The organism is Acidovorax sp. FG48, from assembly GCF_057809085.1.
The window spans coordinates 1-20,513 of sequence record NZ_JBMDJH010000009.1 but is presented as its reverse complement, the minus strand read 5'-3'; the positions used below and the strand labels follow the sequence as shown (position 1 = coordinate 20,513).

Annotated in this window: 21 protein-coding genes and 1 pseudogene; 4 read left to right on the top strand and 18 right to left on the bottom strand. The window is 63.7% G+C overall.

All coding sequences use genetic code 11. The features are described from left to right. Positions 1 to 47 precede the first annotated feature (47 nt). The 8 genes from ACODSU_RS14110 to flgB all read right to left on the bottom strand — a co-directional run bounded on the left by ACODSU_RS14110 (position 48) and on the right by flgB (position 6,732). Positions 48 to 1,190 (bottom strand): flagellar basal body P-ring protein FlgI, encoded by a 1,143-nt coding sequence (locus ACODSU_RS14110; protein WP_015015838.1) that lies wholly within the window; start codon positions 1,188 to 1,190, stop codon positions 48 to 50. Positions 1,191 to 1,473: 283 nt separating this feature from the next. Beyond that, complete coding sequence (locus ACODSU_RS14105) at positions 1,474 to 2,196, bottom strand: flagellar basal body L-ring protein FlgH (RefSeq protein WP_488842743.1); 723 nt, start codon at positions 2,194 to 2,196, stop codon at positions 1,474 to 1,476. 50 nt (positions 2,197 to 2,246) lie between these two features. Next, positions 2,247 to 3,029, bottom strand: coding sequence for a flagellar basal-body rod protein FlgG (gene flgG / locus ACODSU_RS14100; RefSeq protein WP_015015836.1), 783 nt, complete (start codon positions 3,027 to 3,029; stop codon positions 2,247 to 2,249). A 43-nt stretch (positions 3,030 to 3,072) separates the two neighbouring features. Further along, a complete protein-coding gene (gene flgF / locus ACODSU_RS14095) occupies positions 3,073 to 3,813 on the bottom strand; it encodes a flagellar basal-body rod protein FlgF (RefSeq protein ID WP_015015835.1) in 741 nt (246 codons plus the stop codon). Positions 3,814 to 3,861: 48 nt separating this feature from the next. Then, positions 3,862 to 5,112: a flagellar hook protein FlgE gene (gene flgE / locus ACODSU_RS14090; protein WP_488842742.1), complete on the bottom strand. Its 1,251-nt coding sequence runs from the start codon at positions 5,110 to 5,112 to the stop codon at positions 3,862 to 3,864. Positions 5,113 to 5,142: 30 nt separating this feature from the next. Beyond that, on the bottom strand, positions 5,143 to 5,799 hold the full coding sequence (locus ACODSU_RS14085) for a flagellar hook assembly protein FlgD (protein ID WP_488842858.1): 657 nt from the start codon (positions 5,797 to 5,799) through the stop codon (positions 5,143 to 5,145). Positions 5,800 to 5,820: 21 nt separating this feature from the next. Further along, complete coding sequence (gene flgC / locus ACODSU_RS14080) at positions 5,821 to 6,225, bottom strand: flagellar basal body rod protein FlgC (RefSeq protein WP_015015832.1); 405 nt, start codon at positions 6,223 to 6,225, stop codon at positions 5,821 to 5,823. A 36-nt stretch (positions 6,226 to 6,261) separates the two neighbouring features. Continuing rightward, entirely contained in the window at positions 6,262 to 6,732 is a 471-nt protein-coding gene (gene flgB, locus ACODSU_RS14075; protein WP_015015831.1) for a flagellar basal body rod protein FlgB, read from the bottom strand. Between the two features lie 232 nt (positions 6,733 to 6,964). On the opposite strand from flgB, the gene flgA reads away from it, so the two are divergent. The 3 genes from flgA (at position 6,965) to ACODSU_RS14060 (ending at position 8,603) form a co-directional block, all read left to right on the top strand. Continuing rightward, positions 6,965 to 7,771, top strand: a complete 807-nt coding sequence (gene flgA / locus ACODSU_RS14070) for a flagellar basal body P-ring formation chaperone FlgA (RefSeq protein WP_488842741.1) — start codon at positions 6,965 to 6,967, stop codon at positions 7,769 to 7,771. Between the two features lie 94 nt (positions 7,772 to 7,865). Continuing rightward, the gene (gene flgM / locus ACODSU_RS14065; RefSeq protein ID WP_110961863.1) at positions 7,866 to 8,186 is read left to right on the top strand and encodes a flagellar biosynthesis anti-sigma factor FlgM; all 321 of its coding nucleotides are present in this window, start codon (positions 7,866 to 7,868) and stop codon (positions 8,184 to 8,186) included. A gap of 42 nt (positions 8,187 to 8,228) precedes the next feature. Next, positions 8,229 to 8,603, top strand: coding sequence for a hypothetical protein (locus tag ACODSU_RS14060; RefSeq protein WP_110961864.1), 375 nt, complete (start codon positions 8,229 to 8,231; stop codon positions 8,601 to 8,603). 123 nt (positions 8,604 to 8,726) lie between these two features. Here ACODSU_RS14060 and ACODSU_RS14055 read toward each other — a convergent pair whose 3' ends face one another. The 10 genes and pseudogenes from ACODSU_RS14055 to ACODSU_RS14010 form a co-directional block, all read right to left on the bottom strand. Further along, positions 8,727 to 9,443 carry an RNA polymerase sigma factor FliA gene (locus ACODSU_RS14055; RefSeq protein WP_015015827.1) on the bottom strand — a complete coding sequence of 239 codons (717 nt, stop codon included), beginning with the start codon at positions 9,441 to 9,443 and terminating at the stop codon, positions 8,727 to 8,729. Positions 9,444 to 9,609: 166 nt separating this feature from the next. Further along, the gene (locus ACODSU_RS14050) at positions 9,610 to 10,407 is read right to left on the bottom strand and encodes a hypothetical protein (RefSeq protein ID WP_488842740.1); all 798 of its coding nucleotides are present in this window, start codon (positions 10,405 to 10,407) and stop codon (positions 9,610 to 9,612) included. Beyond that, positions 10,400 to 11,893, bottom strand: coding sequence for a flagellar biosynthesis GTPase FlhF (gene flhF / locus ACODSU_RS14045; RefSeq protein ID WP_488842739.1), 1,494 nt, complete (start codon positions 11,891 to 11,893; stop codon positions 10,400 to 10,402). The genes ACODSU_RS14050 and flhF overlap by 8 nt, the downstream gene beginning before the upstream one ends. Continuing rightward, a complete protein-coding gene (flhA, locus tag ACODSU_RS14040; protein WP_015015824.1) occupies positions 11,890 to 13,971 on the bottom strand; it encodes a flagellar biosynthesis protein FlhA in 2,082 nt (693 codons plus the stop codon). Before flhA ends, flhF begins: the two co-directional genes overlap by 4 nt. After that, complete coding sequence (locus ACODSU_RS14035) at positions 13,968 to 15,122, bottom strand: EscU/YscU/HrcU family type III secretion system export apparatus switch protein (RefSeq protein WP_488842738.1); 1,155 nt, start codon at positions 15,120 to 15,122, stop codon at positions 13,968 to 13,970. Before ACODSU_RS14035 ends, flhA begins: the two co-directional genes overlap by 4 nt. A gap of 222 nt (positions 15,123 to 15,344) precedes the next feature. Continuing rightward, positions 15,345 to 15,971: a protein phosphatase CheZ gene (locus ACODSU_RS14030; RefSeq protein ID WP_488842737.1), complete on the bottom strand. Its 627-nt coding sequence runs from the start codon at positions 15,969 to 15,971 to the stop codon at positions 15,345 to 15,347. 4 nt (positions 15,972 to 15,975) lie between these two features. Continuing rightward, a complete protein-coding gene (cheY, locus tag ACODSU_RS14025) occupies positions 15,976 to 16,362 on the bottom strand; it encodes a chemotaxis response regulator CheY (protein ID WP_015015821.1) in 387 nt (128 codons plus the stop codon). A gap of 72 nt (positions 16,363 to 16,434) precedes the next feature. Beyond that, on the bottom strand, positions 16,435 to 17,367 hold the full coding sequence (gene motB, locus ACODSU_RS14020) for a flagellar motor protein MotB (RefSeq protein ID WP_488842736.1): 933 nt from the start codon (positions 17,365 to 17,367) through the stop codon (positions 16,435 to 16,437). Positions 17,368 to 17,408: 41 nt separating this feature from the next. Next, positions 17,409 to 18,269 carry a flagellar motor stator protein MotA gene (gene motA / locus ACODSU_RS14015; RefSeq protein ID WP_056172898.1) on the bottom strand — a complete coding sequence of 287 codons (861 nt, stop codon included), beginning with the start codon at positions 18,267 to 18,269 and terminating at the stop codon, positions 17,409 to 17,411. 249 nt (positions 18,270 to 18,518) lie between these two features. Beyond that, positions 18,519 to 18,833, bottom strand: a pseudogene (locus ACODSU_RS14010) (IS5/IS1182 family transposase); the annotation flags it as partial. A gap of 272 nt (positions 18,834 to 19,105) precedes the next feature. Between ACODSU_RS14010 and ACODSU_RS14005 the strand changes: the two are divergent. Further along, a partial coding sequence (locus ACODSU_RS14005; protein WP_488842735.1) for a tetratricopeptide repeat protein occupies positions 19,106 to 20,513 on the top strand: 1,408 nt, incomplete at its 3' end.

Sequence of the window (20,513 nt, the reverse complement as noted above, 5' to 3'; positions counted from 1 at the left end):
GTCGCTCCCGGTGGATGGCGCACGCAGCGGCAGCAGGGCGGGCCATGTCAGATCACCTCCAGCTCGGCGTTGAGCGCGCCGGCGGCCTTGATGGCCTGCAGGATGGCCAGCAGGTCTCCGGGCGTGGCGCCCAGCGTGTTGAGGGCCTTGACCACGTCGGCCAGCTGTGGCGACGCAGGCATCTGGATCACGTTGCCCGGTTCCTGGTTGATGGTGATGTCGCTCTTTTGCGTGACCACCGTCTGCCCTTGCGAGAGCGGGTTGGGCTGGCTGATGACGGGCGTGCTGCTGATGGTGATCGACAGGTTGCCGTGGGCGATGGCGCAAGGCCCCAGCGTGACCGCCTGGTTGAGCACCACCGAGCCCGTGCGGGCATTGATGACGACCTTGGCCGAGGGGGTGGAGGTTTCGAGCGGCAGCTCTTCCAGGTCGGCAATGAAGCCCACGCGGGCGCCGGGGTCGATGGGCGCGCGCACCTGCACCGTGCGGCCGTCCAGCGCGGTGGCCAGGCCGTTGCCCAGCTTGGCGTTGATCACCTGCGCCACGCGGCGGGCAGTCTGGAAGTCCGAGGCGTTCAGGCCCAGGTTGATGGTGTCGCCTTCGTTCAGGGGGGTGGGCACGGCCCGCTCCACCTGCGCACCCAGCGGAATGCGGCCGGCGCTCAGGTGGTTGATCTGCACCTTGCTGCCACCGGACGATGCGCCTGCACCGCCCACCACCATGTTGCCCTGGGCCAGCGCATAGATCTCGCCGTCCGCGCCACGCAGCGGTGTGACGATGAGTGTGCCGCCCTTGAGCGATTTGGCGTTGCCCATGGACGAAACGTTCACGTCGATTTGCTGGCCCGGCTGGGCAAAGGCGGGCAGTTGCGCCGTGACGATTACCGCCGCTACGTTCTTGAGCTGCAACTGCGACGCCGTGCCGGGGGGCAGGCTGATGCCCATCTGCTGCAGGTAGTTGGACATGGCCTGCGTGGTGTAGGGCATCTGCGTGGTCTGGTCGCCCGTGCCGTCCAGCCCCACGACCAGGCCGTAGCCCGTCAGCTGGTTGCTGCGCACGCCCTGCACTGCCGCCACTTCCTTGATGCGCAAGGCCTGTGCAGGCGTTGCCAGACCTGCGGCCGCCAGGGCCAGCAGCAGCCACAGCGCGCGCGCCGTGCGGGTCAGGGGGGAGTGGGACGAGGCTTTCATGGCATCCATTGTGGTGGGCCATGGCCAGAACTAAAACCCAAAAAGAAGCGGGTTCACCGGCTTATTGGCTGGGTCCTTAGCCGCGTTGGCAAGGGGGGCGTAGGCACGGCCTGCGAGCGGTCTGACAGGCCATTTTTGAGCAAAAATGGCCAGAAGCGCTAGTGCAATATGCGCTGATAGCTATCAAATTCGTAGTGAACAAAGGCAACGCCCAGCCTTCCGTCAGATGCCGGAAGGACTGGGGGCATGGGCGCACTGGGCGCACTCAGGGCGCCCGGGCTGGTCAGAACGGCGTGACGGTGTTGAAGAACCGGCCCATCCAGCCCATGGCCTGGGCTTCGTTCTGTGCGCCGCGTCCGCGCGATTCGACGCGCACGTTGGCCACCTGGGTCGAGTTCACGATGCTGCCGGGTTGTAGCGCGCGGGGGTCCACCGTGCCCGAAAAGCGCAGCACATCCACGTTCTGGTTCACGCCGATCTGCTTCTCGCCGGTGATGACCAGGTGCCCGTTGGGCAGCACATCCACCACCGTGGCGGTGATGGAGCCGGTGAAGGTGTTGGCGCTTTCGGTGCCGCCCTTGCCGGAGAACGCATTGCCCGAATTGGCGCCAACGCCCAGCTTGTCGGTGAAGGTCTTGCTGGTGAAGGGCAGGGCCGTCACGCCAGCAGAGACTTCAGAGGTGCGGTCCACCGTGGACGACGACTTCTGGCTGGCCGTCACGTTTTCCACGATCTGGATGGTCACGTTGTCGCCCACCAGGCGCGCGCGCCGGTCTTCAAACGCGGGGCGGTAGCTGGCGTTGTGGAACAGTCCGCCCGTCACCGGGGGCGGGGTGCGCGGTGCAGCGGCCAGCGGGGGCGGGGTGGTGGGCAGGATGTCCACCGGCGGCGGTGGCGACAGGCTGGCACAACCAGCGCACAGCAGTGCTGCGCCCAGGGCGGGAACGCCCGCGTGCAGCGAGCCAAGTGCCTGCAGCAGGCGAAGGGAGCGTGTGAAAGTGCGCATGGCGGAGGTCCTGGGCGAAAGCGCGGGCAAACGGGCGGTCACAAGGGAGGTCACAGCTGGGCCAGCTTGGCCAGCATCTGGTCCGAGGTCTGGATGGCCTTGGAATTCATCTCGTAGGCGCGTTGGGTCTGGATCATGGTGACCAGCTCTTCCACCACGTTGACGTTGGAGGCTTCCAGAAACCCTTGCTTGATGATGCCCAGGCCGTTCGTGCCGGGGGTGCCTTGCTGGGGCTGGCCGGACGCAGCGGATTCCTTGAACAGGTTCTGCCCGATGGGCTCCAGGCCGGCCGGGTTGATGAAGCTGGCCATGGCCAGGTTGCCCACCGTCTGCGGCTGTGTGTTGCCCGGCACGGTCACGGCCACGGCGCCTTCAGCGCTGATGGTGACGCTGGTGGCGTTGGCCGGAATGGTGATGCCGTTGACCACAGGCAGCCCGCTGGATGTGACCATGCGGCCCTGGGCATCGACCTGGAACGAGCCATCGCGGGTGTAGCCCACGGTGCCATCGGGCATGGTCACTTCAAAGAAGCCGTTGCCGTTGATGGCGACATCCAGGTTGTTCTTGGACTCCTGCAGGCTGCCCTGCATGAAGTTGCGGCTGGTGGCCACCGTGCGCACGCCCAGGCCCAGGTGCAGGCCGGTGGGCAGCTGGTTCTGCTCGGTGGTATTGGCGCCCACCTGGCGCAGGTTCTGGTAGATCAGGTCTTCGAACACCGCGTTGTTGCGCTTGTAGCCGGTGGTGGAGACGTTGGCCAGGTTGTGCGAGATGACGTCGAGCTGGGTCTGCTGGGCAGACATGCCGGTCTTGGCGATCCAGAGGGAGTTGATCATGGTGCTTCCTTTTGGCGGGTGCGTGCAGGGTGGGGCAGCGGCATCAGCCGTTCATGCTCAGCAACTGGCTGGCGGTCTTGTCGTTGGTTTCGGCGGTCTGCAGCAGCTTCATCTGCTGCTCGAACTGGCGTGATGCAGCGATCATTCCAACCATGCATTCGACCGGGTTCACGTTCGATCCCTCCAGCGCGCCCGACAGCATGCGGGCGTTGGCGTCGTTGGGCATGGGGTCGCCCGAGGTGGTGCGGAACAGCCCGTCGTCGCCGCGTTTGAGCGGATCTTCGGGCGTGGGCGTGGCCAGCTTGAGGCGGCCAATGGCCTGGGCGGGCTGGCCCGGAATCTTGGAGGTCACGGTGCCGTCCGACCCGAGCGACACATCGGCTCCGGGCGGCACGTCGATGGGCGCGCCGCCATCCGACAGCACAGGCAGTCCGGTGGGGGTGAGCAGCTGGCCCGTGGCCGACACTTCAAAGCTGCCGGCGCGGGTGTAGGCCTCGGTGCCATCCAGGCCCTGCACGGCAAACCAGGCGTTGCCTGCGGCCATCGCGTCGAGATTGCGGCCGGTGCGCTGCACGGGGCCGGGGGTATTGACGTAGCCCGAGGTGGCCTCCAGCGCAAACACGCGCGTCTTGGCGCCGTCGCCCTGCAGCGGCACCGAGCGGAAGGTGGACATCTCGGCGCGGAACCCGCCGGTGGACACATTGGCGAGGTTGTTGGACAGCACCGCCTGCCGGTGGGCAGCGGCGTTGGCGCCTGTCATCGAGGTGTAGATGATGCGGTCCATGGGGGCTCTCCGGGGTCCTGGGCGGGTTCAGTAGGGGCGGTCAGCCGATCAGCGCAGGTTCACCAGGGTGGACATCACCTGGTCTTGCGTCTTGATGGTCTGTGCGTTGGCCTGGTAAGCGCGCTGGGCGGTCATCATGTTCACCAGCTCGGCGGTGAGGTCCACGTTGGAGTCTTCCAGGGCGCCCGAGCGCAGGGCGCCGAAATTACCGTCCCCGGGCTTGCCAAGGACGGCTGGGCCAGAATCGAAAGACTCCACCCAGTTGTTTCCTCCCACCGAGAGCAGGCCTTGGGGGTTGCGGAAGTTTGCCAGCGCCACTTGCGCCTCGGCGCGTGTCACGCCGTTGGAGTAACTGGCCATGACCATACCGTCGTTGGAAATGTTGATGCTTGTGAGGTCGCCCGATGCGTAGCCGTCCTGCTTGAGGTCTGCCACAGCAAATTTGCTGCCAAACTGGGTGCAATTCGACAGGTCGAGGGTGACGTCCCAAGGGGCAGGTGGGTTGTTCGGGTTGGTCGCGACGGGGTCCACTTGAATGGTGATGGGGGTGTTGGCTGTGATGTCATACACGCCATTGCCATCGAAGACGACGGTACCTACGGAGGTGGCTGCCGGATCCAGGCTCGTGAAGACATCCCAAGTATTCGATCCGTTCTTCTCGAAATAAAGATTGACGGGTACGGCGACACCCTGGGTGTCGTACACATTGATCGAAGTGCCGTAGGTGGATCGCGGTGTTGGTGGAATGGCGGGGACGGGTGGTGGGCCAGGATCGGCGGGCACCCCGACGGCATCGTTGGCGCGCGCATCCAGGTTCAACGTGGCGGTAATGTTGTCGGTCTGCTTAGCTTGGATCGGCGCGCCTGTGGGAAAGCTCAGGGGGGTGGCTTCGGAGGTGCTCAGGCCGGTGGTCGGGTCCACCTTGAAGCCCATGACTTTGGCGCTGGTATTGGTCACCAGATCGCCGTTTTTGTCGAGCTTGAAGTTGCCAGCGCGGGTGTAGGCCGCAGAACCATCGGTCTGCATGACCTTGAAAAATCCGTTGCCATTGATGGCTACGTCCAGGTTGTTGCCGGTTACGGTGATGTTGCCTTGCGAGAATTGTTGTGAAACTGCGGCCACTTCGACGCCGATGCCATAGTTTCCGCCACCAGCACCCATGGATGCGGCCACCATTTCCGCGAACTCGGCGCGGGATGCCTTGAACCCGGTGGTCCCAGAGTTGGCGATATTGTGGCCGATCACATCCAGGTTTTTGCTGGAAGCGTTGAGGCCTGAGAGGCCATGTTGGAATGACATATTGGTGCTCCTGGTGGAAAGTCTGGGAAATTACAAAATCGCTTTGATGCCATCCTGTGTGGCAACGCCCCCGCGCCCGAGTTGCAGCTGGAGCTTGCCGCCATCCATGCTCACGGCGACCACTTTGTCCACGGCCAGCGGCGTAGCTCCTACGACTGCCTTGGCGTTGTTGGCGACCACCTTGAATCGCACATTGGCGTCACCTTGGTACTGCGCGGCGTCCCAGCTGAAGTTGTAACGCCCTGCGGGCAGTGAGCCCATCTCGACAACACCCACTTGCTTGCCTGTCGGGTCGAGCACCTGCACGGTCACACTGGCGGCGGAGCCCGCCAAATCAAATGCGCCAGTGGCTTTCTTGCTGGTCTCGTCCACGGTCATCGTGTTGCCCTCCACGAGCACCTGCCGGCCCACCATATTGCTACCTTGCATCAGTTGCTGAGCGGCGAATTGGCTTGCCAAGGACTTGACGGTTTCGTTGAGCTGCTGAACGCCCGTCACAGTGTTGATCTGTGCGATCTGTGATGTCATTTGGGCGTTATCCAGCGGATTCATGGGGTCTTGGTTATTCAGCTGCGCCACCAGCAGTTTCAAGAAGCGGTCCTGCGCGGCTGCCGGGTCGGTGGCCGAGTTGGTTTTCGTGCTGGACGAGTCCGCCGTAGGCGTGGTGTTGGTGGCGCTGCTGACAATCATGGTGGGGTCTCCCGGGAATTACTGGCCCATCTGCAGGGTCTTGAGGAGCAGCGACTTGGCCGTGTTCATGACCTCGACGTTGTTCTGGTACGAGCGCGAGGCGGAGATCATGTTGACCATCTCCTCCACGGCATTGACGTTGGAGTGGGTCACATAGCCCTCGGCGTCCGCCGAGGGGTGGCTGGGATCGTGCACACGCCGGCCCGGCACGTTGCTTTCGCTGATGCCGCTGACCTTGACGCCTGCAGAGCTGTCGGCGCCCATCGGCGCTGTCTGGAACACCACCTGGCGTGCCTTGTAGGCCTGACCGTCGGGACCGGCCACTGCATCCACATTGGCCAGGTTGCTGGCCACCACGTTGAGCCGTTGCGACTGCGCGCTGATGGCGCTGCCGGACACGTTGAAGATCGAGAACATGGACATGGGGTGGCTCGCTTTCTGAGCTGCTGGGCTGCGTAGTTATTGGCCCTGAATGGCGCTGAGCATGGTTTTGGCGTTGCCGTTGATGAACCGCAGCGTGGCTTCGTAGCGCACGGCGTTGTCCACGAAGTTGGCACGCTCGCGGTCCAGGTCCACCGAGTTGTTGTCCAGGCTGGGCTGCGTCTGCACGGCGTAGCCGAGAGCGCCTTGCCGGTCGATGCTGGTGCTGGAATTCACGGTGGGCAGCGGAATGTGGTGCGGATCGGTGGTGCCCGCGGTTCCGTACGAGCCGCTGGTGGCCAGCCGTGTGATGGCCGCGCCGGGCGTGCCGGTGGCCGAAGATGTCACGCCCGTGGCCTCGCGCAGCGCATCGCCAAACTTGAAGTCCCGAGCCACATAGCCCGGCGTGTCGGCGTTGGCAATGTTGCTGGCGATGGCGCGCTGGCGTTCACCGCGCAGCACCAGGGCGTTGCCGTGAAAATTCAGCTGGTTAGTCATCTTGTCAAGCATGTGTGCCTCACACCGTCGGTTGCAAAGTCGCCAGCCCGAGGGGCCTTTTTGGCGTTGCTTGATTATGGAAACCGCGCCTTTTTTCTAAAGCGCGAAGAAGTGGCAAATGGATGCGCAGTTCCGGGTTTTGCGTTCAAGGCGCGTGCCTATAGTTCCAGGGGTGAAATGGCCTCTGCCTTCCGTTGCGCCCCGTGCGCAGGCAGCCTGGCCATCCGATGCCCAGGAGGCCCCTATGACCGCCCACACCCTTTTTTCTGACGCTAACGCCGCGCTGCGCTGCGCCGCCCGGCCGCGGCTGCTTGTGCGTGCTGGCGCCTTGGTGCGCACCTGGTGTCTGGTGGGTGCCGTGGCCGGGGCCGCATTCGGTGCCAGCGGTGTCGCTCACGCCCAGTCGGCGGCGGACCCTGCGGCAGACCTCGGCCCGCTCACCCAGCGCTGGCTGGACGATGCTCTGGCTCGCAACCAGTCCTCCGCACTGCCGCTGCGCATGGAAGTGAGTGTTGGCTCACTGGATTCGCGCCTGCGGCTGGCACCCTGTGCGCGCGTTGAACCTTATCTCCCCGTGGGTGCTCGCCTGTGGGGCCGTACACGCCTGGGGCTGCGTTGTGTGGAAGGCGCGACCGCATGGAATGTGTTTTTACCCGTCACCATCAAAGCGTTTGGGCCCGCCTGGGTGCTGACCAACAATGTAGCGCCGGGCGCCGTGTTGACGGCCAACGACGCCACCGAGGCCGAAGTGGATTGGGCGGCCGATGCCTCCCCTGTCCTGGCCAACCCTGACCTGTGGGTGGGTCAGACCGCCGCTCGCCAGCTCGTGGCGGGTCAGGCGGTGCGCCAGGCCATGGTGCGGGCCCCGCTGCTGTTCAAGGCGGGTGCGCAGGTGAAGGTGGTGGCCCAGGGGCCCGGCTACGCAGTCAGCTCGGCGGGCCAGGCGTTGACGGCGGGCTCGGCCGGACAGACTGTGCGTGTTCGCATGGAGAATGGGCGTATCGTGAGCGGAACTGTGAACGATTCTGGGACGGTGGATGTCACTCTGTGATGACGCCCCGGTAATAAATGGCTAAAGTCCGGGCCAAATGGGTCGAAAACATTGCTACTGATGCCCCACATCCAACGGGGTGGTGGAGAGAGCGATGAAGATAGGTCAAACACCGGAACTGCCGGGCGGGTTGCCGCCGACGGGGCTTGCCAAGCAAGCCAAGGCTCCCGCCAGCGCGGCGGAAGGAGCCACGAAAGACGCACTGGTTGCGTCATCCGCCGGTGTGCCCGTCACGGTGTCCACCGCAGCCCGCGCGCTCAGCCCCGCCACCCGCAGCACGGCCGATTTTGATGCAGGCAAGGTCAAGGCCGTGCGCGCTGCCATCGAGAAGGGTGAATTTTCGGTCGACGCGGAAGCCATTGCCGACAAACTGCTGTCCAACGCCCAGGAGATCCTGTCCCGCTCCCGGGGCTGATCGGCGTTTTGTTAGAGGGCGCAATCCGTCGCACAATGCGCCATGACTCTGGAAGAATCTCTCTCAGCTGTTGAACAGCGGATCGAACAAGTCTCCGCCGCACTTCTCGCGGCAGATCCCCTCTCTCTGGAAAAACACAGTACGGCCTTGCGCGATGCAGCGGCCGACTTTTCGCGTGCGCTCGAACAAGCCGCCGCGCGTGGCATGCCGCTACCGGCTTCGCTGCAGAAGCGTGCGGATGCCATCCGCACCATGCTGACTTTGCACCGTGACAGCCTGGCCCGGTTGGCCGCCGTCACCGACCGCCAGGCCGCGGGCTTGTTGCCTCCGTCCAATGCAGCTTCTACCTACGGGGACGGCCTGGGCGCGCGCGGAGCTGCGCCAGGCGTGGCGCGCATCTACCGCTCTGCGGGCTGAGCACCAAAGACTTTTCTGAGGGAGGGGCGGGCCAGGGCGCAAGAGGTGCCCGCCCGCGCAGCCATCCAAACTGTTGGCCCCGCAATGCCTTGTGTTGCCCGGCTCGTGGCCTGACGCGCGGGCTCAGTGTGCGCGCATCTTGGCGCGCAGGCGGGCAATCGACTGGCTGTGCAACTGGCACACCCGAGACTCGGTCACGCCCAACACGGCGGCAATTTCCTTGAGGTTCATGTCATGTTCGTAATACATGCCCATGATGTGCTGCTCGCGCTCCGGCAGGGTCTTGATGGCGTTGACCAGTGATGTCTTGAGCCGCTGATCGCGCAGCAGCTCCACCGGGTCGGCTGCGCTGTCGGCAACGTGGCGGTCCAGAAAACCGTCCTCGTCGTCGTTGCCATGCGTCATGTCTTCCAGGTACACCAGCTGGGTACCGCGTACCTTGCCCAGCAGGTTCTGGTAGTCCGCCAGGCTCATGCCCATTTCGCCAGCTATTTCAGACTCCAGCGGGCTGCGGCCCAGCTTTTGTTCCAGCCGGTGCACGGCGTGCTCGATGTCTTTCTGGCTCTTGCGCGAGCTGCGGCTCATCCAGTCACCCTCGCGCAACTCGTCGAGCATGGCGCCCCGGATGCGCTGGGTGGCGAAGGTTTCAAACTGCACGCCCTGCGCGACTTCATAGCGCGAGAGGGCTTCGGCGAGCCCCATCATGCCGACCTGGATCAAGTCATCCAGTTCGACATTGGGAGGCAGCTTGGCGATCATGTGGTGCGCAATCCTCCGTACCAGCGGTACATGCTGGCGGATCATGGCATCGCGATCAAGCTGGCCTTTGGCGGTGTACATAGAGAGGGTGTTATGCACTGGTAAGGCGGGTATGCGATCTTGTTCTGGAGCCGCTTGGGGGTGCCATCGCCCGAACTTCATCCGCCTCGCGGGGCTGGCGACTGGCCAGACCGTTGGGGGCAGTGCGGGTCAACGTGGGTACGTAGAGGTGCATCACAGGCTCTGGTCAGTGGCTCCGGACAAAATGCGCAGGCATGCCTGTCAAGTTGCTGGGTGTCAGCGCAGCCAGCGCTCCGTTCATGGTGCCCGCATTTTCCAGCAGTTGCAAGGCCAGACGCTGAAGATCCTGGGGGTTCTGCGTGGCAATGGTGGTGGTGCGAATGGGGCCGCCCAGATGGCGTTCGGCGCAGGCCTGCAGTGTCATCAACTGGGACTGGGCCTTGCGGCGTTCGGCGGCCGTGTTGCTGTGCAGCAAGGCTGCCACCATGGAGGGCAAGCCCGTGTGCAGCGCGATCTGCTTGAGGCTCTTGTAGCTCGTCATCACCCCCGCTGCGCCGCTGCCCATGACCACCAGCGGCACCGTGGCCGTGTGGGTGAGCAGGGGCCCCAGGGTGGACGCCGGTGCGTGAATCACCATCAGGCCATAGGTCCTGAAGTAGGGCAACAGGCTTTCCATGGGGGATCGGGCGGTGTCACCGGCCTTGCGGCTCAGGTGCTGCAGCCCTTTGGCCGCCGGAATCACGGCGAGCGAAGACGCAGTGGCGCCCAGGTTCAGGCTGGCACCGTCATTCCATGTGGCGTGTTGCAGCAGGTGCAGCAGCCCGGGGCTGTCGTCGGACTCCTGCGCCGTGCCGTCGAGCACCACCACCGGGTAGCCCAGCCGCTGCAGGCTGGCGCAGATCTGCCACAGCGTTTCGAGGCCATTCGCCGTGTTGCCCTGGCTGGCGACCGCCAGCAGCCGCAGCTCCGCCTGCGGGGTGAGGCTGTGCAGGCTGGCCGCCTGATGAAAACCCAGATCAAGCATCGACCAATCCCCCCTCCGTCACGGTATCGGGAGAGTGCGAAAAAAAGAAGTTCAGGTCGGTGGCCTTGGGGTCGAAGGCCGACTTGGCGGGCGACCGCATGGAGGCGCTGATGAGCTGGTGGGCGTTGGCACGCTCCCAGTCTTCGGGCACACGCTGGCCATTGGTCACGCCGCGCAGCACCATCTGGTGGCGGATCAGCGCGTCGATGGCGGGGCCCAGCTTCACGGCCTCGTCCACCTTGGACAGGATGGCCTGTTGCGAGCCGTCGGTTTTGAAGGCGGTCAGCACGTCATCCAGCGTGTCGCCATGGCAGCCGGCGTTGAGCACGAGCAGGCGGTTCACATGGGGCAGGTCCAGCACATCCAGCATGTCGCGCTTGCGGGGGTCCCTGGGGGCCACGCCGGTGGTGTCGATCAACACCATTTTCTTGCCGCTGAGCAGGCCCAGCAGGTCTTGCAGCGCGGCACGGTCGTGCGCCAAGTGGGCCACGATGCCCAGCATGCGCCCGTAAGTGCGCAGTTGTTCGTGCGCGCCCACACGGTAGGTGTCCAGTGTGATCAGCCCCACACTGCCGGGGCCGTGGATGCGTGCACACATCGCTGCCAGCTTGGCCGTGGTGGTGGTCTTGCCCACGCCGGTCGAGCCCACCATGGCGAAGATGCCGCCCTGTTCATATAGGGGGGGATCGGTCTGGTCGGTCTTGAGGTTGCGCTCCAGCACCTCCATCAGCCAGCGTACCGATTCGCCCGCCGACAGATCCTCGGGCATGCGTTCGAGCACAGCACGGGCCAGCGAGGGGGAGTAACCAGCACGGATCATCTTGAGCATCAGGTTGGACTGGATCGGGTTCTGGCGTGCCTGCCCCAGCCAGGCCAGCGTGTTGAAGCGGTCCTCAATCAGCTCCTTCATCGCATGCAGTTCGTTCATCACGCTCTGGTTGTTCGACTGGATCAGGTGGGCGCTGGGAGCCTCCTGCCGGCGGCGTGGTGGCTCGGGCGGGATGTCCATCGGAATGGTGCGCAGCGGGTTGTGGCGCGCCACCGATGGGGTGGACATGCGTTCGCGTTCGGGCTCCTGGTCGCGGCTGCGTTCAGACAGTGTCTGGGGCTCCGACGGGCCGTTCAGGGCCTCGTGGCGGCGGCGCAGCATGCGCTCGCGCACATAGTCCTGGAACGACAGCGTGCTCATGGCCAGCTGTTCGGTGTCTTCCTCGACCGGGTTGCGGCCCAGGCCCGATGCTGCCGCCGGCTGGCTGGCGCGCTGTGGGGCGCTGCGCGGGGTGCTGGGTGCCAGCAGGGGCGCATTGGACGAAGAGGCGGGGGCACCACCATCCAGGGCCGACAGCGTGTCTTCGGCCGTGGCCACCACTTCCACGCCGTTGGCCGTGGGGCGGTTGGACAGGATCAGCGTGCCGTCGCCAAAGGCCATGCGCGCCTTGGCCAGAGCCTCCCGGGAGGTGGGGGCGGTAAAGCGTTTGATGTTCATGCTGATGCACCTTTAAGGATCGGCCCAATACGGATGGTGTGGGTCTCTGGAATTTCACTGTGTGCCAGCACCTGCAGGCGGGGCGCCACGCGGCGCACCAGACGGGAGATGGCATTGCGGATCTGATCGGGAACCAGCAGGCAGGCGGGCAGGCCCATCTCTTCCTGCTTGAGGGCCACTTCGGCGGCCTTCTGTGTGAGGATGTCGGCCACACCGGGGTCGAGCGCAGGGCCTGCCGTGTTGCCCAGGGCCTGCACCAGAAGGCGCTCCAGGCCGGGCTCGATGGCGATGACGTTGAGCTCGCGGGTGGGGCCGTAGATCTGCTGGACGATGGCGGGCGAGAGCGCAATGCGCACGCGGCGGGCCAGCTCGACGGGGTCGGAGACCGCACCGGCATGCTCGGCCAGCGTCTCGATGATGGTGCGGATATCGCGGATGTGCACAGACTCTTCCAGCAGCAGCTGGAGGACCTTCTGGAACGTTGCGATGGAGACCATTTTCGGGACCACTTCTTCGATGAGCTTGGGAGCCAGCTTGGCCACGTGCTCCACCAGCTGCTGCGTTTCGGTGCGGCTGAGGAGCTTGGCGGCTTGCACTTGCATCAAGTGTGACAAATGGGTGGCCATCACGGTTTCGGAATCAACGACGGTAAAACCCGCCATTTGTGCGGCTTCCTTCTGCCGATCGTCGATCCAGTGTGCTGGCAGGCCAAAGGCGGGGTCGGTGGTGGCCGTGCCGATCAGTGGGGTGGTGATGCCGCCGGGGTTGATGGCCAGGAACATGCCAGGGAAGGCCTCGCCTTCGCCCACCACCACGCCGCGCAGCGTGATGCGGTAGCCACTGGGCTTGAGTTCGAGGTTGTCGCGCACATGCACGGCGGGGGGCAGGAAGCCCACTTCCTGCGCAAACTTGCGGCGCACGCCCTTGATGCGGGTGAGCAGGTCGCCCTGGCGGCTCTTGTCCACCAGGCTGATCAGGCGGTAGCCCAGCTCCAGGCCCAACAGGTCCACGGGCTGCAGGTCGTCCCAGGTGGCTTCGCCGTCGGTGACCGGTGGCGGTGGGGCCTCGACGACGGGCGGCACCTTCTGGCGCTCGTACATCATCCAGGCGCCATACCCCAGCAGGCCGCCCATGGTCAGAAACACCACATGCGGCATGCCAGGAATCAGGCCCAGCAGGATCAGGATGCCGGCCGTGACACCCAGCACGCGGGGCGACATGAACAGCTGCTGCACGATCTGGCGGCCCATGTCGTGGTCCTTGCCCACGCGGGAGATCACCATGGCGGCGGCCACCGAGATCAGCAGGCCGGGAATCTGCGCCACCAGCGCATCGCCAATGGCCAGCAGGATGTAGCTGTCGGCCGCCTGCTTGGCCGACAGGTCGTGCTGCAACACGCCAATCGTGAAGCCGCCAATGATGTTGATGAGCAGAATCAGAATGCCCGCCACGGCGTCGCCGCGCACGAACTTGGAGGCGCCGTCCATGGAGCCGAAGAAGTTGGCTTCTTCCGCCACTTCGGCGCGGCGGCGCTTGGCTTCCTTCTCGTCGATCAGGCCGGCGTTCAGGTCGGCGTCCACCGCCATCTGTTTGCCGGGCATGGCGTCCAGCGTGAAGCGGGCCGACACTTCGGCAATGCGCTCCGCCCCCTTGGTGATCACCACGAAGTTGATCACCACGAGGATCGCAAACACGATCAGACCAACCGCGAAATTGCCACCGATCAGGAAGTGGCCGAAGGCCTCGATCACCGCACCGGCAGCACCCGGGCCCTGGTGGCCTTCGAGCAGCACCACGCGCGTGGAGGCCACGTTCAGCGACAGGCGCATCAGGGTGGTCAGCAGCAGCACCGAAGGGAAGGCCGCGAAGTCCAGGGGGCGCAGCATGTAGGCCGCAACCATCATCACCATCAGCGCAACGGCGATGTTGAGCGTGAAGAAGGCATCCAGCAGCCACGGCGGGATGGGCAGCACCATCAACGCTAGAATCGCCACCACCAGCAGGGGTGCCGACAGGCCCTGCAGGGCGCTGGCGTTGGTGCCCGCCCATTGCTGCAAAGACTTTACGGAGGTGTTCATACGGCAGCACCTTGCACCGTGGTGCGGTTCAGCGGATCGAGTTCAGGCGGCACAAAGGGCTGCACCAGGCTGTCGGGCATGCGGCCTTCGCCACGCAGCGCGGCCTTGAGGCGGTACACATACGCCAGCACCTGGGCCACGGCGGTGTAGAGCGTGGCGGGGATGGCCTGGTCCAGCTCGGCATGGGCATACAGCGCGCGGGCCAGCATGGGCGACTGCAGCACGGGCACGTTGTGCTCCCGGGCCACATCGCGGATCTTCATGGCGATGAGGTCGGTGCCGCGCGAGATCACCTGGGGCGCACTCATGGTCTTCTCGTCGTACTTGAGGGCCACCGCATAGTGGGTCGGGTTCATCACCACAAAATCGGCCTTGGGCACGGCGCTCACGCTGGCGCGGTCGGCAATTTCGCGCTGCTTCTGGCGGATGCGGCCCTTGATGTGGGGGTTGCCGTCCGACTCCTTGTGCTCCTGCTTGACTTCCTCGTGAGACATCTTCAGCCGCTCCTTGAAGAAGAACGCCTGCAAAGGCACGTCCACCAAAGCGGCCAGGAACACGACCAGCAACAACAGGCTCATGCCCGAAGTCAGCCAGTCGGCAATCTGGCGAAGGGCCATGGGGGAGGGCTGCAGCACCAGCATGGCAACGGTTTCGATGCTGTTGCCCAGGAACTTCCAGGCCACATAGGTCAGGATGACCGTCATCAGCACCATCTTGGCCACGTTGGCCATCTGCTGCTTGGAAAACAGGTTGGCCAGCCCCGAGATCGGGTTGAGGCGGCTGAACTGGGGGGTGATGGGCTTGGCGCTGAGGATCCAGCCGCCCGCTCCGATGGCGCTGATCAGGGCCGCCGCGCTGGTCAGCGTGGCGAACACTGTGCTCGCGATCACGCCCACGATGACCATGTCCTGCAGCCGCGACAGCATGGTGCCCGGCGCCATCACCGTGGCCGCATTGAACGCCAGCTGCTGGCTCATGGCCCACTGCATGCGGTCCATCAGCTGTGGGGCCAGCAGCAGCATGCATGCGGCGCCCGCGCCCAGAATGGCCAGGTGCGACAGGTCGCGTGAGCGTGCCCCTTGGCCGTCTTCGCGTGCTTTCTGCAGCTTGCGCTCTGACGCGGGGAGGCTTTTTTCTTGGCTGGATTCCATGGTGGCATGACGGCTGGGGTCATGCCATTGTCGTGAGCGACCTGGAAATCTAAAGGTGGATAAGGGGGCTGCCGCCCCCTCTTTTCGGTGAGGCCCGGGGTGTTTTCAGTCGCTGGCGGGCGTCTGCCCGCTACGGCCGATGGTCATCAGCATTTTCAAAAATGATAGCGGCTAGGGCATATTGCACTAGCGCTTGAAGCACATTGGGCTGAAAACAGCGTGTCAGAAGCCCAGGCTGGCCAGCAGATCGTCCACCTGGGACTGGTCGGTGACCACGTCGGGCGTGTTGGCCGGGTCCACCACCGGGCCTTGCAGGTGGGCCGGGCGGGCGGGCTCGGCGGGTACCTGGGCGTTGGGCGGGGCCGTCTGGATGAGCAGTTGCACCAGTTGCTCTTCAATGGTGGCTGCCAGATTCACCACGCGCGCAATCACCTGGCCGGTGAGGTCGTGAAAATCCTGGGCCATCATGATTTCCGTGAGGTGCGTGTCGGCCTCTTTGGTCACACGCTCCACGTCGGTCAGGAAGTTGAAGATCTCGCCCTTGGCCACGGCAGCTACCGGGTCGGCCACCAGCGAATTGACGACCCTGCGTGTTTCCGCCGCAATGTAGTCGTGCTGCGCCTTGGCTTGTTCGACGCGGTTGAGCACCTTCTCGGCCGCCTCGCCCGTCAGCCGGGCGATGTATGACAGCCGGCTCTGGGCGTCGGGCAGTTCGCCCATGGAGCCGCGCAGCTTGTCGGCGTACCCCAGTTCATTCAGTGAATCGTGAAGCTGGCGGGTCAGCAGGCCAATCTTGTGGTGAACATCGGCTTCGGCGGCCGGCTGGCTGTTGTCCGGTGTGTCGTCCATGGTGTCATAGCCCCATCTTCTTCAGAATCAAGGTCACTTTCTCTTCCAGAGTTGCCTTGGTGAAGGGTTTGACGATGTAACCCGCAGCACCGCCCTGAGCGGCAGCAACGATGTCTTCCTTGCGCGCTTCGGCGGTCACCATCAGGACGGGCAGGTGCTTGAGCTTGTCGTCCTTCTTGATCTCGGCCAGCAGCTGGAAGCCGTTCATGTTGGGCATGTTGATGTCGGTCACCACAAAATCAAACTTGCTGTTGCGCAGCTTGTTGAGTGCGGCGACGCCATCCTCGGCCTCGTCAGCGTCTGAGAACCCGCTCTCCTTGAGCAGGTTGCGAACGATGCGTCGCATGGTGGAGAAGTCGTCAACGATCAAAAAACGAAGGGCTGTGGTCACTTGGGACCCTTTCAGTCGAGATTTACTGTAAGCATTGTCATGGGCGGCAGGTTTGGTGACAAGTCGTAACTGTTACCTGCTTGGGGGGGGATTTTCCCGCTTTTCAGTCAACAGTTCTGTGGACGTGATTTCGGGAATCCCTTTGCCCATGAGCCGTTCTTCGGCCTCCCGGGTCAACACCGTGATGGTGATGCGCCGGTTGGAGGGGGCGCGTGGGTTCTTGGGGTCCAGCAGATCGCTGGCGGCCAAGCCCACCACGCGGCCCAGTTTAGCGTCTGGCATGCCGGCAGAGACCAGCTCTCGGCGCGAGGCGTTGGCACGGTCTGCCGACAGCTCCCAGTTGCTGTACCCCTTTTCGCTGTTGCCATAGGGCACGGCGTCGGTGTGGCCGGCCAGGCTGATGCGGTTTTCAACGCCACCGAGGGCCGCGCCAATTTCGCGGAGGATGTCACGCATGTAGGGTTTTACCAACGCGCTGCCGCTGTCGAACATGGGGCGGTTCTGGTCGTCGATGATCTGGATCTGCAGCCCGTCGGGCGTGATGTCGATGCGGATCTGCGACTTGTATTCGTTCAGGCGCGGGTTTTCGGTGATCAGCGCATCGATCTTGGCCTCCAAAGCCTTGAGGCGTTCCTGGTCCTGCTTGGCGCGTTCCGCCCGCGCGGCATCGATGCTCATGCGGCGCTGCTTGGCTTCTTCCACATCGGAGCGGCGTACCTGGCCGTGCACCTTGGCGAGATCGTTTCCGCCGCCGGGGATGACGCTGGAGCTGTTACCCGCGCCGTCGCCGCCGGCCATCGCCACTTTGAGCGGCGATGCGAAATACGCTGCAATGCCCTGCAGCTCCCCCTTGGCCGTGGAGCCGAGCAGCCACATCAGCAGGAAGAACGCCATCATTGCCGTCACAAAGTCGGCGTAAGCGATCTTCCAGGCGCCCCCATGCACTGCGTGCCCGCCTTTCTTGACGCGCTTGATGATGATGGGCTGGAGCTTCTTTTCTGCCATGGCGATGGGGCGTTGTGGCGCTGCTACTGCATTAGAGGCGTCTACTTCTTGCCCTTCACATGCCCTTCCAGCTCCGAGAAGCTGGGGCGGACGTTGGAGAACAGCACCTTGCGGCCAAACTCAATGGCCGTGGCCGGGTTGTAGCCCTGCATGCTGGCGAGCAGGGTGGACTTGATGCACTGCAGTTCCTTGGCAGCGTCCTCGGTCTTTTGCTCGACGAGTCCGCCAAGGGGTTCCACTACGCCATAGGCCAGCAAAATGCCCAGGAACGTGCCCACCAGTGCCGAGCCGATCATGCCGCCCAGCACCGAGGGCGGCTGGCCCACCGAGCCCATGGTGTTCACAACACCCAGCACCGCGGCCACGATCCCGAAGGCGGGCAGGGCACCGGCGAGGCGGGCCAGTGCCGCCACGGGGGCGTGGGCCTCCTGGTGGTGGGTGTCGATCTCGCTGTCCATCAGCGCCTCGATCTCGTGGGAGTTGAGGTTGCCCGACACCATCATGCGCAGGTAATCGGTGGTGAATTCGATCACATGGTGGTCGCTGCCCACCGTGGGGTATTTCTTGAAGATCTCGGATTCGTGGGGCGCTTCCACATCCTTCTCAATGGCCATCAGGCCTTCCTTGCGGGCCTTCTGCAGGATGTCATAGAGCATCGCCATCAGCTCCATATAGCGCTCTTTGGTGTATTTGGACCCCTTGAGCGCCATTGGGAGGGCCGCCATCGTGGCCTTGATCACCTTGGGCTGGTTGTTCACCACGAACGCACCCAGCGCGCCCCCCAGGATCGTGATGATCTCGAAGGGCAGGGCCTTGAGGATCACGCTGATGTTTCCGCCGTGCACGATGTACACGCCGAAGATGCAGCCTAGGCAGACCACGTAACCGATGATTACAAACATAGTTTGGGGATTGTGTCAGAACCGTTTTAAGTGCAAAGAACAATCAAGTTCGAACATACAGCATAGTTCTGACTTATAGGTGGAAACAATGGCAGTCCGCCTCGGGAGGCTCTTCGCGAATCGACCCGGGCTTTACTGCAGCCCTTCTGAACGAAAACAGCAAGTATTTTCGCGGGGGCAACGCCCGGCCTGTTGCTGCGCTACGGCACTTGTCCAGCTTTGCTGGGCAATGCTCTGTTGCAAGCGCTCCTACCCCGTACACCTCAGCAGTTCGTGCCTGGCCATCCAAAGATGGTCCCGCGCAAACAGCGTGACGATCCGGCCTGCCATTTTCTTGCCCCCCCCGATAGCGCGCCTCCATCTCACCGAACTGCTGCTTGAGTACTCAAAACAGGGCAGCATCGTGGCGCTGAGGTTGGCCTTTGTGCGCTCAAATTGGGCGATCAGCACATCCGCAGGCTTGTCCTTGCCCTCAGCCCCGCGCGATCCTGGACGCATGCCGGCTTTGGCACAGGGCCGTTTGTCTACACCGTGATAGCCCGCATCGCCAAAGGCATCAGTCTCCCAGTTATACCCAGCGGTTCATGCCACGCCCCAGACGATCCATTGATGGCGATCTTGCGGGAGAGTTGATCATGCGGGTAAAAAGAGATGCCCTGCAAATAGCGGGTAACTCTCAGGTTCGGTTCCCTTGCGGGCACATATCCTCTAGGGAGTCTCCGCACGAATCGAGCGACAAGTGGGCGCGGCAGACCGCCCGAAGCCGCAGATGCACACGGCGCGGTGATTCGTGCAGAGACTCCCTAGCAACATGCCACTTTGCCGCTGCGACGCTGATGTCTAACTCCTATATGCCGCTGGATCCGAACCAGAGTGATGAAGCCCAGTCCGTGCTCGGCGCAATTTTGGCTCGGGCCATCCAGCATCACTCCTCATGGGAGCATGCGGAGGCCGAACAGGCTTACCGTGAACTTCTCGCGCAGGCGCCCGAGCATCCTGATGCAAATCACAACTTGGGGGTTTTGTTGGCTGTGCAGCTACTGCGGCCTCAAGAAGCACTGCCGTACCTAGAAGCCGCGCTCAATGCAAACCCTCATAGTGCGCAGTTTTGGTTCAGTTATCTCGATGCCCTTGTTCGGGTGGGGCACGCTGACCTGGTCCGGCAGTTGCTTCCGATTGCGCAGGCAGCCGGGCTGCAGCGCACAACGGTCAATGATCTCTTGGGACGTCTTGGTGCCGGGCTGACAGTTGGATCGCCGGTACAGCCGAGTGAACCGCAAGTTGACCGCCAAGGCGCGGTGCGTACACCCAGTCGCAAGGCCATGCAGGCGTTGGCAGACCTTTTCAGCCGAGGGGCCTATGCTGAAGGTGAGCGCGTGGCTCGCGCCATGGTGGAGCAGTTTCCAGATAGTGGGTTTGCCTGGAAAGCGCTCGGGACCATGCTGCAGCCATTGGGACGCCTCGAAGAGGCGCTTGAGGCTAAACGCAAGGCGGCGCAGCTGCTCCCGAATGATTTGGAGGCTCAAAGCAACCTGGGTAATGCTTTGTACGAATTCGGGCGCAACGATGAAGCTGTCGATGTGCTCACGCGAGTGACGCAGTTGAACCCGCAACATGCTGAGGCGCACAGCAATTTGGGTTTGGCACTTGCGCAGGCGGGACACATCAGGGCGGCTTGGGCGGCTTTTGAGAAAGCGCTCGCATTGCGGCCGAATTTCGCTGTCGCTTGGAACTACCTCAGCGGTATCTATAACGTTCTGGGTATATTGGACGAAGGCATTGCGGCATTGCGTCGTGCGCTGGAACTGAAGCCTGACTACCACACGGCTATACATAACCTGCTGTTCACGCTGAACTACCACCCGGACAAGAGCGGGGAGGAGATTTACGCGGCGTACGAGGAGTATGAGGAGAGGTTTGGCAAGCCGTACAGGGCGCAGTGGAAGGATCACGGCAACGCCAGGGCACAAGGACGCAGGCTGAAGGTGGGGTATGTATCGCCGGACTTTCGCAGCCACTCGACGAGGTACTTCATGGAGCCGCTGCTGGCGCACCATGACAGCGAGCGTGTGGAGGTGTACGCCTATGCGGACCTGGCGAGAGAAGACGCCCAGACGGCGCGCTACAAGAGCTACGTGGATCACTGGGTGCCGACCAAGGGGCTGAGCGACGATGCGCTGGCCGAGAGAGTGAGGGCGGACGGCATAGACATTTTGGTGGATCTGGCGGGGCACACGGCGGGCA